Source organism: Paenibacillus sp. FSL H8-0548 (assembly GCF_038630985.1).
GTDB lineage: Bacteria > Bacillota > Bacilli > Paenibacillales > Paenibacillaceae > Pristimantibacillus.
In genome coordinates, this window is the sequence record NZ_CP152049.1 from 7,187,176 (window position 1) to 7,202,561 (window position 15,386).

A 15,386-nucleotide genomic window follows, 5' to 3' on the forward strand; every position below is an offset into this window, starting at 1 on the left:
TTTTCGTAATTTCTCAAACGACATATACGGTCATGCCACTAGCTTTATAGGAGTCAATATCCTCCTCGGATGCCTCAATTCCTGTAATTAAAGTATGAATGGCTCTTGTAGGGGCCACGGTATGAAGCGACAGCTTCCCCAGCTTTCGATGATCGGTTACGACAATAATTTCTCTCGCAGCATGAATCATTCCCTGCTTTGTCGGTACAAGCTGCGCTTCTGGGTGCATAAGGCCATGCTGTGGATGAAGTGCCGGTGTACCAATAAAGGCTTTTACAACATGCAGCGATTTCAATGCATAATCAGTCAGCATGCCGTTAACCATATAGCTTGAGGGATACAACTCTCCGCCAGTCAAAATGACCTTTACACCAGGCGCATCCCTTAGCTCGCTAGCTACGTTAATATCGTTGGTAACTACCGTCAGATTGGAATGATTCACAAGATTTCGAGCGATATGAAGAGTAGTCGTTCCAGAGTCGATAATAATATGGTCGCCATCCTGTACTAGACTCGCGGCCATCCGGCCAATTCTCATCTTTTCATCGGTGCTTTGTTGCGATCTTTCATTAAACGTAGGCTCGCCATTGGTCCATTCCTCCATCACGACTCCGCCATGCGTCCTCCTGAGCACACCTTCTTGTTCAATTTCAGAGAGATCTCTGCGTATCGTCGCTTCATGAACTTTAAATTCTTTGGAGAGTGTGCTCACTGTTGCCGTATTATGTTTTCTCACATATTCCAAAATCCGGTGCTTGCGCTCAGCAGCTAGCAATGAGCTAACCTCCTCTACCATTCATTACTTGTATTCCAAGCATGCAGCAGTGTATATCGTTCAGGACGAATGAGATGAGCTCCCTGCAGGCTTCTCATGAACAAATCCTCAGACACGCCGAGCTCATTCATTCCAGTCGGCCCGCCTACCATGGATAGCAGTGATGTAAGCTCCGCCTCCGTTGGTATTTGTTCGATTCGTGTTATGATTTCATGCCAATTTCGAGTAATACTTTCTCTTACTTTAGCTCGTTTACCGAACTGCTCCTCTTTCAATTGGCGGTAAAGCTTGGAGATTTGGATACATGCAACACCAACCTTGGCACCATGAAGCAGCTGTTTTTTCCCAAGCTCGATATATTCCATCTCCCAAAAGTGGGATAGATGATGCTCGGCCCCAGAGGCTGGATGTGATTTGCCAAAGATAAGCATAGCTACACCCGATTCGATTAGAGCGCTAGTTAATGATGCGATTCCTTCTTCATCTCTCTTGGCAATAAGCGAGACGTGCTGCACGCATCTATTCAGAGCTTGCTGCGTAATACTCTCTGATTTTTGGAGAAATGGCTCGTTATTCGTCAGGCTTCCGAATCTCCAATCAAATAGAGAGGTGTATTTGCCGATCATATCGCCAAACCCCGCTGCAACCATGGGCTGTGGAGCTCTTGTCAACACATCCAGATCGGCAAAAATAGCATTTGGCCCGATCGATATGATCGTTTTTTTGTAGCCTCGAATAATGATGGGAGCCCCCTTCGAGTTAAAGCCGTCCACGGAAGGAGCCGTTGGCACGGAGAGAAAAGGCAGTGACGACGTATACGCTGCATAACGAACAATATCATGCAAGGTTCCACCGCCAACCGCAATTACGATTTGAGGTCGATGCTGTTGAATATCCAGTAGAAGCTGTACAATCGACGCTTCATCCGCAATGACATCTCCAATCGCATTTGGCGTTATGAAGGTTGTATTTATTTGAATGAACCCTTTCTCAAGCAGCGCCTCCACTCTTTTTCCAGCAGCCTCATAGGTGTGTGCATCGACAACGACTTGAACACGTTCATATTGCTTGTCTTCTAAATATTGAGGCAGCTTCGTTAGTGCACCCGCTTCAATTAGAATGGTATCTATCCCGATATTCTGTTTAACCTTTGGCTCCATCTGTTCAATCATCTGCATGATGACCTGTCCGTAATGCATTGCATTTCCTCCAAGCTAACGATTTTTCTAACCATGTACTCGATTTATTGTGAAAATGTTTATTTATGTTCGATAATCGCCTACCTCATACTCGTTTATGTTTAAACCAATCTTATTCCTGCATTGTTATCTAATTGTCATCCCCATATTAATAAATTGTGTAGGCTATGAATAAATATCAACTCTCCTTTATTCATAAGAGTTTCCGGCTGCTACAATACAAATATTTCTGTTTTATTGTGCTCCGTCACTTTCATTTCGTGCTTTATCATATAAACAAAACCAAGCATCATTAGGTCTTGCAGAAGATTCTGTAATAAGAGAAATCCTCGCACAAAATCACCCCTGATTTTCATTTGCAGCGCCTTTATCTTACTCTATGGACATATTTTCATATCTCATCAATTCAGTTAAAACATCTGTGTGCAACTGGATACAGTATTACACCAGTACCCAAGTTTCATTTTGACTAACGGGCTTGCTTCGCCACAGTATGGTGTTCATTAAACGAAAGTTAGCTGTGCGTGGGTATCCGGATTTTTCCACTAAGGTATAAGTACTCATAGAGCGGTAACCCAGTTCACGCGCGATACGCCTATAGCAGCTGTATAAAGTTTACTGCAAGCGTGTTTGAACGCTCTACGTACACACAAACGAATAACCTCTAGAAGTAGACCGTTATCACGGTGTCGTATCAAATTTGGTATACTCCTGATAAAACTGCGTCATATAACGGTTTACCTCTCGTCGACTCAAAGCAGAGTCCCAAAGCACCTCAAACCCTTCGTCCTGCAAGTCCCATCGAATTGAGTCCATATTCCCTAGCTCATCCTCGTGAAGCACGATATTTTTGCGCATCGATTCATGAACGAATATTCAGTAATAAATGCCTGGTACTTCTAACTCTTCTTTCCCTGCAGAGAGGATAGCCTCTCTCTGCAATGTATTTCCCCCTCTTTTTAGACATAAAAAAATGGAGACCCAAAAATAGATACACATGTCCGCGTATCTTTATGGTCTCCATAGTTCTGAACCTATGTATATAAGCTAATTATTCAGCGTTTCCCCTTCCCTGCTCGGATCATAACGGCAAGGAAAATTTCATCTGTTTAGTTGACGTTAGTTTGGAACAGGTCCTTATAATAAACCGTCTTATAATAACGGGGAAGCGCATGCTCAGATAACTAGGTACTTTTAGAGGTATATGTTTTATTTTGATTGCTTAATTCCATTCTGATATCCTGTACATCTTCCGATAGTTTCTCGTATTGTTTAACAAGCCCTTCAAACTGCATGGCGATGTCAGAAATAAAGTCCAAGACCTTTCTTTCTCTTTCGATGCTTTCTTGCTCTCTTCGCTTGCTTTCTTTTAGTTGGTAATAATAAAGGGAGATGAATAAAATAGCCCATATTCCTTGCTTTGTTACAATTTCGAAAATTTGCTGCTCCATGAAATACCCTCCTTATAGGATTCGACTATTCAGATATTCACTAAATTTAATCTTCGTGCGTTGCACAAGTTTTCTTACTTTTGAGTTGTATGAACTCTCTCCCATTAATAAAGCAATCTCTTTTAACGGATGGCCGTTGTCTAAAAGCTCTACAATCAAAGCATATCTTTTGTTTAGCTTTGAAAACTCCATGATCAAAGTCCTCGATTGCTCACTTTCCATATAAGAATCTTCCGCTGATGGAGTTGGAACAATGTCGAGTAACGTAAACCTCGTCTCATCAGAGTCGTCATTTCCAGCAGGTTGATCCAAGGAGAAAGTAAGGAGCCTTGCCTTCTCATATTTGCGATCCGACTGATTGTTGCCTCGAGTCTCATAACACCGCCACACATCAGCCTCTCGTAATTTTAAGTATGAATGATATCGTGGCAAAAAATTTCCAAGCTTATTGTCGTAACCTTTCGTGGCCTGAAATAATCCTTGACTAAAAAATGAAACGAAGTCTTCAAGCGGTATATTCAGTCCTGTTCGTTGTGCACGTTGACAAGAACTTCTCGCTCTATTAATAATGAGTGATTTTAATTCCAGAAACAATTGACTAAATGCCCACTGGTCTTCGGTCTGGGCAAAGTGATATGCAAGGTCATTGACAAGACAATTATTGATATTTTTATTTATTTTGTGAGCATCTCTCCGATATTTGGTTATACCTATATATGTCGTACGGGAACACTTGTTCGTTACTCATATCCAAAATTATCATCTTTTGGAAATGCGGTCAATAGAAAAAACCGTGGTCTGTATCACCAGATCACGGTTTGAATAAAAATATTAGTTTTCAATTTATGTTTAAGAAGTAATCAAATCCGCTAGATATCTGAAGAAAATACTTTGTTTCACCTGATACCTGGTTAACTTGAGGAATTGTCGATTCAAGAGAGTAGGTAGAAATGGTTCTGATACGATCAGCATTATCTCGATAGTAGAACCCTGTGGAGTTCATGACTTTTTCGCTATTATTCTCAAAATAAATCTCTAATTCTACACCATTTCGCTTTCCTTTAGGGTAAGGGAAAGATTCAATAGGCTTATAATAAGAAAGGATTTCTTCCTTTGTAAGGGTAGACCTTAATTCCATGATCGCTATTACATTCCAGTATCCCCCGCTTCCTCCTCCATCAACAAAATTCTTGCCATTGAACTGATGGTTTGCGATAAGCGAAGTCTCAGACGGCAGGGGATAATCAAAAAGGTGTTCTGCAAATTGCTCTGAGACCCTTTCTTTGCTTGTACCCAAATGGAGCGTCAAAACAACTATAATTAAGGCTATGGCCGTAATTGATCCAATCCATACAAACCTTTTCATAGGAGTGCCCCTTCCCTTTAAATGTATTCCTTTTTATAAACGTATGTTCAATGGATAAAGTTTCTTTCTTCAAAGAAAACCGCCTAGCGGATGCTTAGGCGGCTTTAAGATATTCATGTTATTGTTCACGAATCAGTTTATTGAAATGTTCAAAAGCCAAGTAGTACTCATATGTTTCATCACCGTACACAGCAGCTTCATCCCCTGTACCATTATAACGAGCTAGTACTTTTTTAATGTTAGTAGCATCGTACTCATAAAATATTTGATCCAATGAAACTTGATTTGCTGCTCTAATGATAACGAGGGCACATGTGCTAATATTATAATCTTGGTCCGTATTTAACAGGTTCCAAACATGCCACTGGTCCTTCCAATCAGTAGCATCGTACAATTGTCCTGAAATAATCCCATTCTGTACAGCGTAGTTATTTGAATCAATTGCCGTACTCGCAAAAATTTGTCCGTGGCCTGTACTGCAGTCATCCCGGGCACCAATGGGAAAAGTTGGGGCTGGCGTGATTAATTTAAGTGCTAAAGGCAAGTTTTCCCAAGACTCTAAACTCAGTTTATAGCTGTAATAGGACACAACCAATGAGTCTACCACAGTGTCTTCTGCTCCTTCGAAGCATAATTCACGATAAAGAACCGCTTGGATCATCGCTTTACGGATGCTGTACGTTTGACTGAGTTGAGTAATCAAGGTATCATACTCAAATAATTTAGCAACGGCATTTTCTCTAGAGCGTACTGCTTTCGCTTTTTGAATAGTCCCCATGTGTGAATCTGCCAGATCAACCAACTGGGTTTCTAACGTTGTACTATATTGAACTTTAAAGAGTTCGTCATCCAGAGTAGTAAGATCTATAGGAGGGACAACGAAGGAGACGCCAGGATTTTTACCCGATTGAATATTGTTGTCTATCTCAATTAGACCATCCCCGCTACCGATTGTGATCGTTGAAATTTGATCGAATGCCCAATCCTTTGGGAGTGGGTAACCCAAATTCCCACTAAACCCAGTAGACATATTACATACAAAGCTGCTGAATGAATAGCCTGCAGATGCAACACGGCTACAAACGTTTCTTGGTCCATAAATACCTACCCGATATCTGCCACCTAGAGCGTTCATTTTATTGTACAGGGCTCTAAAGTACGGGATGATGTTCGATGTTACCTCTCCGTCCAAAGCATCAAAATCGACGGCAAAGTAAATCAAGCTCCCTGATGGGAAGCCATAGCTATTAGCTGCAATTAAAGCCCCTTTAGCATCTTTTGCGCCTTGTGTAGGGTTAAAGTAATTTAGATTATTACCGGACGATTGATAAATCGGATACACCTTCATCCCTGCTCCGAAAATGGTATCTAGTTCGCCAGGTTTGATTTTTTTCCAATCGCCAATAATATAACGCCCTACAGTTGTGTAACCATTGCTGGCTAACGTCTGTGCTCGTGCAGAGGTAATCGTGGTCACACAGTCAAGTGCAGTACCCTTCCTTGTTTTATCGCCTGTACTCACGAGTAAGGAGGCCCAAGTTTACTTACCAACACTACCATCAACAGTGAGCATACAAAACGGTTAAACCCCCTTATAGTAGACACTGCACCCCTTATTCAATAGATTGTATAGAATTGCTCGATATCTCTGCAAATCACGGTGATTTTGGGATTCACACCTTTATTGCTTTTGGCTTCACGATGCCTTGCGCGACAGCTTCCATATATTCGTATGGCGACATGTCATAGATGCTACCATGAATACGGTTGTGATTGTAATTATAGATAAAGCGACTCACGACATCATATGCGTGTTGATAACTTTCAAATTCGTGACGCCGATAGCACTCCAACTCTAGAATGGCATGGTAGGACTCGATATGGGCGTTCTTGTTAGGTGTCTTTGGCGGTATACGCTCATGAGTAATCCCAAACTGTTCACAGGCCTCTGCAAACCGATGACTGATGAATTGCGGACCATTGTCAGACCGAATGACAGGCTTATCCACTTTGTCAAAGAGCTGGCGCTTCATCAGTGCCTCCTGCGTGATTTGAACCAAATCCTTTGCCTCACAGGACAGTCCATGGTGATACGTGACAATAGCCCGATCAAACACGTCTATGATGCTCAGCAGGAAGAAAAAGCGCTGCTCACCCTCAACCCAACCATACTTAATATCCGTTTCCCACAGCTGATTAGAGCCCGTGATGAGCCGATTATTTGCAAGTATTTTGGGGTACTTGACCTTTAGTTTTCGCTGTGGACGCAGCACCTTCATTTCCTTGCACAAGCGGTATACTTTTTTCTTGTTAATCACCAAATGGTGATCGCGCCGAAGGATTTTCGTTAATTTTCGGTATCCATAGTTGGATGTGTACTCGTCAGCTAGCAGTTCCATGATCCGTTCACAGATCTGCTCGTCACTTATTAGCTTGCCATCTGTTGTATAGGAGTAACCAGGTGCGGGGCGACCGCTTCTGTGGATCGTTTTAGATTCTTGTTTGCCTTTATTCACATGTGCATAGTACGTTGAACGCTCCACTTCCAGGATGCGCAGCACGCGAGAGGTGGGGTGCCCTAGTTCAATGTACTTTTGGGCTATGGCTATTTTATCCGCAAGTGCGGGTTCGTTTTTTTTAGTAGGTCTTTGAGAATATCCCTCTCCAAGGCTTGCTCAGCAAAGAGCTTCTTTAACTTTTCATTTTCTTTCTCCAGCTGTGCATAATCTTCTGCAGTAGGCACAAACTTTGCTTGCTTGATGGTCCCCCCATCCAGTTGATCGAGATCCTTTCGGTCCAACTCTCTGGCCCATCGGAGCACCATCTTGGGATCCAGCTCATGCTGTCTTGCTACAGCGGTCATGTTTCCAATTTCTTTCCCCTTGGCAACCACTGTCTTCTTAAAATGTAGGTCAAACTGTTTTTTCTTCATTTCGTTCCCCTCCGCCTCAATATTATTGTATCTGAGTAAGGGGTGTACTGTCCAAGTCTCCTAGGGGGCTAAATAGAAAATGCTTGAAACTCTCGAACAGCTTCCCGGCACCCTGGACCAAATGATCCATCGAAACCATTTGGATCAAAACCGTTAACATATAACGAATACTGGAGAATATAAATAAATTTCGTTAGTGTGCTTCCCTGTGATAAAGTTGGGAGAAGAGCTGTTGTCGAAGGACCAAAGGTACCATTTGGTTCAGGAATACCTTCTTCAATTTGCAAGGCATAAATGAGTGCTTTATTTGTAGTTCTATAATATCGGCCGTCACAAGCGATTAAACCGATGACGTTGGAATAATTTTTGTTTAGATTCTGTTGAATAATGCGAACCTTTGGATCACCAACGTTGACAAATGCATCCATATTTAAAAGTGCTTTAAAGTACATTGGGGTTGCAATACCATTTGCACTCGGCATACCAGCGTGCGTCTGAAATGTGGTAATGGCAGCTTTAGTGTTGTTCCCGTACGTTCCAGTAATACCAGTTGGATTATATCCCTTGCAGTAAAGGGCACCTTGAAGGATCTTAATGATATTCTTTGTTTGAGCGTTAGTAGAATCCGATGCTGTCGAAAGTGTTGGACAGAGATTTATAGTTGTCGGTCCAAAAGTACCGTTAGGCGATGGAATGCCGAGCTCGATTTGCAGCCCTATTGTAAGAGCTGTAATCGTTGGCCAACCTGTTTTTCCGTTTTCTTCAATTTGAGAGTAGTGGGGATTATTTGCATAGGTTTCATTTACCCATTCTTGAACTGTAAGCACCATTTGATCCATATTATCAGCCTCTTTTCCTTTGAATTGCTTATGGGCTTCTCCATTCATATACTGAACTTGTAGCCACTGATAATACATGTCGTAACAGTTCATTTAATTGTGACTGCAGACAAACTAGAAGATTAATTTTCGGACACTGCTTCAAAGAATATGCTTCTTTAGTTCATTAATTGGCCGGTCATATTTTTTGAAACGCGCAACATCTGCCTATTTACAATCGTCCAATAATATACAAGTATTCCGAATATAAGGAGTGATAAATTGAAAATACCCCAAATTGTTGCTGGAGTTTTAGTACTTGTCTTAGTTGCCGGGGGTTCAGCATACGCAGCCGCTGAATACACGAAGGTGAGTGAAAGGGGGGGGACTAAGGGAGCAATGCCAAGGGATACGGCAGCCGCTTTGTCATCCGAAGTATCGTCTGTTCCAAGGACTACACTTACTGAATCAGAGTACGTCGAGTACAACCCACTAACTGAAAAGGAAGAAACGAAGAAGGGATACGTCTTTAAGACCAATGATTCGGGCATATCCAAACGTATGGACACCGATGTCTTGCGATTTGTTGAGAACCGTCGAACAGAAACCGAGGCCCTTCTTACACACTCGTATAAAGTGATTGACGCCTATATTCTTGGAACCGCTGAGACGCAAGGCTTGGGTGATTTCGCGCTTGACCCGTTTGAAGTTGAACAGCTGCTAAATGACGACTGGGAACAGTTCAAAACGTTATATGCTGACGAACTTGAACGTGCAAAATCATTCGTCAAGGAAAGCGGTGAGATGAACAACATCCCATGGGGCAGAAAAAACGATGGCGGACTACTCAGTGTCGTTTTTAAAGTTGATACGGCATACGCTGGGGCGATTGATAACCTTTCTTGGTCTAATACGGAAGTCGACGACGAAATGGGTATTGACGAGGAAAAAGAGCATGCCACGATACGCGAATTTTCAGCAGATACTCGCTTCATTAAAGCGCGGGACATTCTGCAACGCTATGTTACTTACATGTTCGGGGATAAGATGACCATTGAGGGTGTAAAATCTGACGCTAGGCCAATTCCCGAAGAGAATTTGTCTATGCCAATGAAGACGCAAGTCATCGCTGATAAATAAAGATAACATGTAACGAATAAACATCAGCACGAAAACTAAGATTATGAAAAAATCCCCTGCTTTAAAAAAGTACACTCACTCAAGAAAAGTGAGATGGCTGTACCTTTTGGGATCACAAGGGATCACATGGTTTCACGATTCAAATAAAAAAAGCACTTTTTGTAAAACTTGACGCCTTGGGCAAACCCAAGGCGTCTTTCGCGATTCTTACCAGTCGCCGTAAACGGAGATCGTGTTTTTCGTAGAACCTTTGCTTAAACCGACTGGAACGAAACCATGGTAGTCTGTATTGCTGGTCGCACCCCAAATGGATTGCCATGTACCAGTAGCCGTAGTACGATAATAACGAATCAACAACCAATCCGGGTTAGACGACCCTGAATCCCCCGCTTCCGAGTCACGCATAGCAACTTGACCACCTGCAGGAATAGAGATTCCCATCGAAGAAGCGTTAGGTTTATAAATCGTTGTCGCATGGCGAACATTAAAGATGTCATGAGCCATGTTTTTACTGCTACTATAGTCGTACAACGTCGCGGTTGAGCTCGGATGAAGCCCGTATGCACTTTGCAAGTTGCTGAAACCCGTCATTAACATGTACCCTTTTACAACTTGGCCAGCGGAATTCCGGAACTTAATTACCGCGTATCCTGGACTCGTGTCAGCCTTGTCATAACACCAAACCTCATTGTCGTAAATTGTACCTATTTGCGTATAATGGTCGGTGTCTTCCACCGCAACATTAAACCCCGATTTGTTAACATTAATTTTACCCATTTCAATTCCCCCTACCAAGTTAGCTTAAGTCAGCGCCGACTCTATACTTGACTATGTCGTCACAGAATCGATCTGCGTGACGCGCAGAGGGAAAATGTTTTTAATGGGAAGCCCTATACTGGTTCCATTCATACACATATCAATAAATAACAACATGAGATAAGGATCTGCACAAGCCTTTATTACAATCTTTCTTGCGATGATGAGTAGAGAAGTATATTGTATTTTCTCAGCATAGTTACTCCCGTTTCATTCGCTAAACTGTTTTATCTATCTATTTATTCAATTACCTTCGTCTCATTCATGAAATAATCAATAGCGTCATCGATCTTTTCATAGATGTAGTCATTTTCAAGAAGACCTTGCATGATTTTAATCCCTTTATCTTCTGAAAATGAATGAGAATGATCGCGAGCACTGATACGCTGCCAATAAACAAGCCTGCTTTCATATTTACTGCTTGCTAGATCCCCCCCCCCGTTTATAAGCTAGGCGGATGAATCCCGCTGCCCTGTAGGATGCAAAAAAAGCCTGTATAAAGCATCAACACGCAGCCGTCTACCGACGTTGCGCATTATTCATACTTTATACAGGCTCCAACTTTCACTGTGCTTCTATATACTATTTCTAATCCCTTTCCATTATCTTGTAGTCAAAACTTCAGCAAGGCCCCCTCAGCAAATGAACCGAATTACGGATTTCACTCAAGCTGTGCCGAACTAGATCCTGCGCTTCCTTAAAACGAGCTACAGCGCTGTCCACCTCCTTTTGCAACAGCCGTTTTCCCGCTTCAATCTGGAGTATCGTTGAAGTGAGCGTATGTCCGACCATATCGTGAATTTCCTGAGCAATCCGGTTTCTTTCCGCTTAAACTGTCATTTCCGACAGTGCCTCAGAGGTTGCTCTCATCAACTTCTCAAGCGTGCGCGTGCACTCCTCGACTTGCTCCTCTAAGTTGTTTTTTAAGTACTGAACGCTCAAGTAGAGCTTGGCATTCGTGATTGAAATAGCACATTGCGAGCTTAGCAGCTTTAATACGTACAGCCGCTCCTCCGTAAATACGCCTTTCGACATATTATTTTCCATATAAAGCAGGCGGATCAGCTTGTTCTGATGTATAATCGGCAAGCAAAGAACTGACTTCTGCTCTTTATTTTTAGTATATTTATTTCTCTCGAACATTCCATTTCCTAAAGCGTCGTGGAGAACAACTTCTTCTTGGGTTCTTGCTGTATAACCGATAATGGCGGTCGGAACAATATGCTTCGCATCATCAAGCGTAACGGATTCAATATGAAGCTCCTCTGCCGTTCCATACACCTCAACCTTCCATTGATCCTCATCATTAAAGATCAACGCACCGTACTCTGCATCTGCATTTTGCAGGCTATATGCAGCAAATGGCCATACTTCAGACGATCGTACAGTATTATCATATAGAAAAGTAAATTCCCGAAGTAGTGAGCATTGTCATTAATTCTGTCATATGACAAACCACTTTCACAAACCAATCTAGATGAAGAGGTTCACTAAAAAATCAATTTTCTAGCTAAAATTCGACATTGCTCTACGGTTTTACAGTACTAAAGTCACGTTTATGTTACAATTAACGAGGTGAAACGGCTGTCGCCATCCTTATGGCGGTGGCGCGTTTCATTCCGGAGAAATATAGAGATAGTATGGCGAAATGATATACTTTCCTATATTTTAACAAAACTAATCATTACCGAAGAGGTATGCTATGGATGTACAATTAACTAAAAGAATGACTCTCATCTTAACCATATTCGTCCTAGGAGCAACAGTCGTCTTATTACTCCATACCGCTAATCTTTCTTTTGGGCTGGCTCTGCTCTCATGCAGCTATGCCGTACTTGTCTTAATTCGAGATTACCTCTTAAAGCTTGATCTAAGTCGAATGATGGGAACTCTGTTTATCATTTTCCAACTAGCATTGTCTTTAGTCATATCGATATGGTCGGAAAGCTTTTTTGCACAAATTTATCTGTTAATTCTCATTGGGGAATTTACCTTCTATCACTCTAGAGGCCATGCTATTATCTTTACTACAGTAAGCTATGTCAGCATAATAATAGGTGTTTTGATCTACCGCCAAATGCCGCCGCTCGAACAAGTATATCTACTTTTCCCTCGGGTCATCGATTACTTTGCTATTTTCGGAATGAGTCTTCTTGCCAGAATTGCTTTTCAGCAAAAGAATCAACTAGCAACCGACAATGAACAACTCAGAATTGCCTCGATGGAACTAGAACGAAAAGCCATATTACAAGAGCGTACAAGAATATCCAGAGATATTCATGATTCCGTTGGACATACGCTAACGTCCGCCATAACGGGACTGCAAACCGCTGCGCATGCTATCCAAAAAAATGAATATACCATTGCATTGGAAATGGTCACTCGAACGAAGGATACGATTAATAGCGGACTGAATGACGTACGGTCATCGGTGCATTTGTTGCGTGAGAATATGCCGGGTGACTCTTTTATGCCCGAGCTTGTACAATTGATTAATGAAACGAGGACGCAAACCCGTATTGAAATTACATACGAAATAGACCCTGCATTGCCCGAGCTGCCTCCATTGATTGAGCTAACCATTTATCGCGCTCTTCAGGAGGGCTTAACCAATGGAATTCGACATGGCACCAGCACCCATTTTCAGTTTTCCTTAACTCATCATGCTGGACTCATCCGATTTATATTATCCGATAACGGCAAGCCTCCCTTGCAGATGGTGTATGGCTTTGGTCTAAACGCCATGAAAGAAAGAGTGACGGATGCTGGGGGAGAAATGTCGATTACAAGCAATGGCTCAGCCCGCGGTGTTACACTGGAAATCACTATTCCATTTATAACAAAACCACTTGAATGGAGTGAGCATATTGTCTAAAACAACCGTTATTATTGCTGACGACCAGCCTTTAATACGTGATGGCTTAGCGGCTATTTTGCATATGGAGGATAAATATACAGTAGTTGCCAAGACGGGTGATGGCTTGGCAACGGTAGCACAGGTAGAGCTGCATCGGCCTGGGCTTGTACTCATGGACATCCATATGCCAAAGCTGGATGGCTTGCAGGCAACCAAGCAAATTAAAGCAGACTATCCGGATACAAAGATACTTATTCTGTCTACTTTCGAGGATGAGGAATATATTTTGGAGGCTATACGTTATGGTGCCAGCGGATTTTTAGTTAAGGGTGTCGAGACTGATAAAATTTTATCTACTGTTCAGGACTGTTTGGATGGGAGAATAAACTATCCCTTCAGCATTCAATCGCGCCTTATTAACGCACTAAACGTTTCAGAACAGCTAGGGGAACGGACCTTGGAGGAAATAGCAGCAGCTCATTCTAATCCAAGCCATAATGAAAACTTGAATAGCTTGACCATTCAGGAAAAAAACATTGTAAGGAATCTAAAGCAAGGAAAGTCTAATCAAGCGATAGCATCAGATTTATTTTTGACAACGGGTACAGTAAAAAACTACCTTAATACCATTTACAAAAAGCTTCGCGTTTCCAGCAGAGCGGAAGCCATTGCTTATCTTCACGAATATGACCTCTAATTCCTTCCATCGACTTGCAATCCGATCCCTCGAGACCCTTGAACCCCACCGGATGATAGACAACTGGATAAGGGCAGCATTCCCTAAAGCGAATGCTGCCCAAGGATCTGTCCATTAATAATGGCGCCACTACCAGTCTAATGAGTTATTCTGTTGATTTCCTGTTCAATTTGGGATCTAATCTGATCTACACGGTCGGAATCCATTGCCGACGCATAGATTTCCTTTAGCTCATCCCGCAAACATTTGGAATGTGCCAGATGCTGTATAGACTGCTTCATAGCTTGAGTGTATCGTCCTTTAATCTCGGCGATAGCATCCGAATTGGTTTCATCCGTGCCTGGCTTAATACATCTGCTATACATATCGACAATCTCGTCGGTAACACGATCAGGATCATACTCATGCGGTGCGGTGCTGTCAAAAATAGCGAACCCCAGCTCTCGTACGATAATCATATCGAGACTGTTCGGATCAAAGCCGCAATGATAGATCTCAATATTAAAGCCGCGCTGAACTGCTTCGGCTGCTAATTTTTTCAACAGGGTTGATTTACCTGAGCCAGCTCGGCCCTTAACCAAATACCTCTTTAAGCCTGCGGTCAGACTAGGGACGTAATCTACAGCACCCTTAGGCGTCGCCGCACCAAGAAAACGATGGTCTATTCGGCTTAGCCTCTCTAGGTTCTGGTCACCGTAGAGGAGCTGAGTATATTCCTCGGTCAATTCATCAGCTGCTTGAAAGCTCATATTGGCAATATAGATGGCTTCCCATTCGTCGTGAATGCGAAGCGCTTCAGCAAAGCCGGAATACGCGCGGTTATGCGCTTGCATAATTTGCTCGATCAAGCTTTTGATTTCCTGCTTTCGCAAGCTTAACTGAAGCTTATCAGCAGCCTGCTCCAAATCCACATAAACGATGTTCGCCTCAGGTAAATCGGGCTCAATGAGATGCGGCGCCGTTCCATCCACAACTCCTACTTTTAATTTGGGTATAATGACGCCATCCAACGCATCGTTATCTGAAGCGCAGTGGATAAACCAGACCTCGCAGCCCTGCTGCACCATCTGATCTCCGATTTCTCGAATGAGCTTCGTTTTCCCCGTACCCGGGCTCCCTTTTAAAACAAATACACGTGTTAATCCTTGAAGCGACGAATCATACAGGTTCGTGAATCCGTGAGCCGTATTTCCTCCCGCATAGAAATTAAGGATAGTTCCGTCCATAATCGCACACCTTTCTGGGCTAATGTCATGTTCCATGCTTCATCGTATTAAATTCCCTTGGGAAAGGTGACGATTAAGAATTCGCCCTACTTATAATATAGTTTTCCAA

Annotated in this window: 17 protein-coding genes; 3 read left to right on the top strand and 14 right to left on the bottom strand. The window is 42.5% G+C overall.

The genetic code is table 11. The annotated features are described in order from the left end of the window. Positions 1–13 precede the first annotated feature (13 nt). The 10 genes from MHI37_RS30375 to MHI37_RS30420 form a co-directional block, all read right to left on the bottom strand. Positions 14–775, bottom strand: a complete 762-nt coding sequence (locus tag MHI37_RS30375; RefSeq protein ID WP_076337630.1) for a DeoR/GlpR family DNA-binding transcription regulator — start codon at positions 773–775, stop codon at positions 14–16. A gap of 14 nt (positions 776–789) precedes the next feature. Continuing rightward, on the bottom strand, positions 790–1,974 hold the full coding sequence (locus MHI37_RS30380) for a sn-glycerol-1-phosphate dehydrogenase (RefSeq protein ID WP_076337631.1): 1,185 nt from the start codon (positions 1,972–1,974) through the stop codon (positions 790–792). Positions 1,975–2,655: 681 nt separating this feature from the next. After that, positions 2,656–2,790 (bottom strand): hypothetical protein, encoded by a 135-nt coding sequence (locus MHI37_RS30385; protein WP_256710563.1) that lies wholly within the window; start codon positions 2,788–2,790, stop codon positions 2,656–2,658. 368 nt (positions 2,791–3,158) lie between these two features. After that, on the bottom strand, positions 3,159–3,425 hold the full coding sequence (locus MHI37_RS30390) for a BhlA/UviB family holin-like peptide (RefSeq protein ID WP_076337632.1): 267 nt from the start codon (positions 3,423–3,425) through the stop codon (positions 3,159–3,161). A 12-nt stretch (positions 3,426–3,437) separates the two neighbouring features. Next, the gene (locus MHI37_RS30395) at positions 3,438–4,019 is read right to left on the bottom strand and encodes a hypothetical protein (RefSeq protein WP_076337633.1); all 582 of its coding nucleotides are present in this window, start codon (positions 4,017–4,019) and stop codon (positions 3,438–3,440) included. Between the two features lie 244 nt (positions 4,020–4,263). Next, positions 4,264–4,791, bottom strand: a complete 528-nt coding sequence (locus tag MHI37_RS30400; RefSeq protein WP_076337634.1) for a hypothetical protein — start codon at positions 4,789–4,791, stop codon at positions 4,264–4,266. A gap of 118 nt (positions 4,792–4,909) precedes the next feature. Beyond that, on the bottom strand, positions 4,910–6,313 hold the full coding sequence (locus tag MHI37_RS30405) for a glycoside hydrolase domain-containing protein (protein ID WP_083676330.1): 1,404 nt from the start codon (positions 6,311–6,313) through the stop codon (positions 4,910–4,912). A gap of 151 nt (positions 6,314–6,464) precedes the next feature. Beyond that, positions 6,465–7,400 carry an IS3 family transposase gene (locus tag MHI37_RS30410; RefSeq protein ID WP_076337636.1) on the bottom strand — a complete coding sequence of 312 codons (936 nt, stop codon included), beginning with the start codon at positions 7,398–7,400 and terminating at the stop codon, positions 6,465–6,467. Then, positions 7,397–7,723, bottom strand: a complete 327-nt coding sequence (locus MHI37_RS30415; RefSeq protein ID WP_076337637.1) for a transposase — start codon at positions 7,721–7,723, stop codon at positions 7,397–7,399. The genes MHI37_RS30410 and MHI37_RS30415 overlap by 4 nt, the downstream gene beginning before the upstream one ends. A 68-nt stretch (positions 7,724–7,791) precedes the next feature. Next, on the bottom strand, positions 7,792–8,562 hold the full coding sequence (locus MHI37_RS30420) for a peptidoglycan-binding protein (protein WP_083676340.1): 771 nt from the start codon (positions 8,560–8,562) through the stop codon (positions 7,792–7,794). Positions 8,563–8,940: 378 nt separating this feature from the next. On the opposite strand from MHI37_RS30420, the gene MHI37_RS30425 reads away from it, so the two are divergent. After that, on the top strand, positions 8,941–9,681 hold the full coding sequence (locus tag MHI37_RS30425; RefSeq protein ID WP_144023712.1) for a hypothetical protein: 741 nt from the start codon (positions 8,941–8,943) through the stop codon (positions 9,679–9,681). Positions 9,682–9,888: 207 nt separating this feature from the next. On the opposite strand, the gene MHI37_RS30430 is transcribed toward MHI37_RS30425, so the two are convergent. The 3 genes from MHI37_RS30430 to MHI37_RS30440 form a co-directional block, all read right to left on the bottom strand. Further along, on the bottom strand, positions 9,889–10,458 hold the full coding sequence (locus MHI37_RS30430; RefSeq protein WP_076337640.1) for a hypothetical protein: 570 nt from the start codon (positions 10,456–10,458) through the stop codon (positions 9,889–9,891). A 660-nt stretch (positions 10,459–11,118) separates the two neighbouring features. Continuing rightward, positions 11,119–11,310 (bottom strand): histidine kinase dimerization/phosphoacceptor domain-containing protein, encoded by a 192-nt coding sequence (locus MHI37_RS30435; RefSeq protein WP_256710569.1) that lies wholly within the window; start codon positions 11,308–11,310, stop codon positions 11,119–11,121. Positions 11,311–11,325: 15 nt separating this feature from the next. Continuing rightward, on the bottom strand, positions 11,326–11,844 hold the full coding sequence (locus MHI37_RS30440; protein ID WP_256710570.1) for a GAF domain-containing protein: 519 nt from the start codon (positions 11,842–11,844) through the stop codon (positions 11,326–11,328). A 355-nt stretch (positions 11,845–12,199) separates the two neighbouring features. Between MHI37_RS30440 and MHI37_RS30445 the strand changes: the two genes are divergently transcribed. Then, on the top strand, positions 12,200–13,372 hold the full coding sequence (locus MHI37_RS30445; RefSeq protein ID WP_076337642.1) for a sensor histidine kinase: 1,173 nt from the start codon (positions 12,200–12,202) through the stop codon (positions 13,370–13,372). Then, the gene (locus tag MHI37_RS30450) at positions 13,365–14,051 is read left to right on the top strand and encodes a response regulator transcription factor (protein ID WP_179090242.1); all 687 of its coding nucleotides are present in this window, start codon (positions 13,365–13,367) and stop codon (positions 14,049–14,051) included. The genes MHI37_RS30445 and MHI37_RS30450 overlap by 8 nt, the downstream gene beginning before the upstream one ends. Before the next feature lie 137 nt (positions 14,052–14,188). Here MHI37_RS30450 and MHI37_RS30455 read toward each other — a convergent pair whose 3' ends face one another. Beyond that, positions 14,189–15,277: a PRK06851 family protein gene (locus MHI37_RS30455; protein WP_076337643.1), complete on the bottom strand. Its 1,089-nt coding sequence runs from the start codon at positions 15,275–15,277 to the stop codon at positions 14,189–14,191. Between the last annotated feature and the right edge of the window lie 109 nt (positions 15,278–15,386).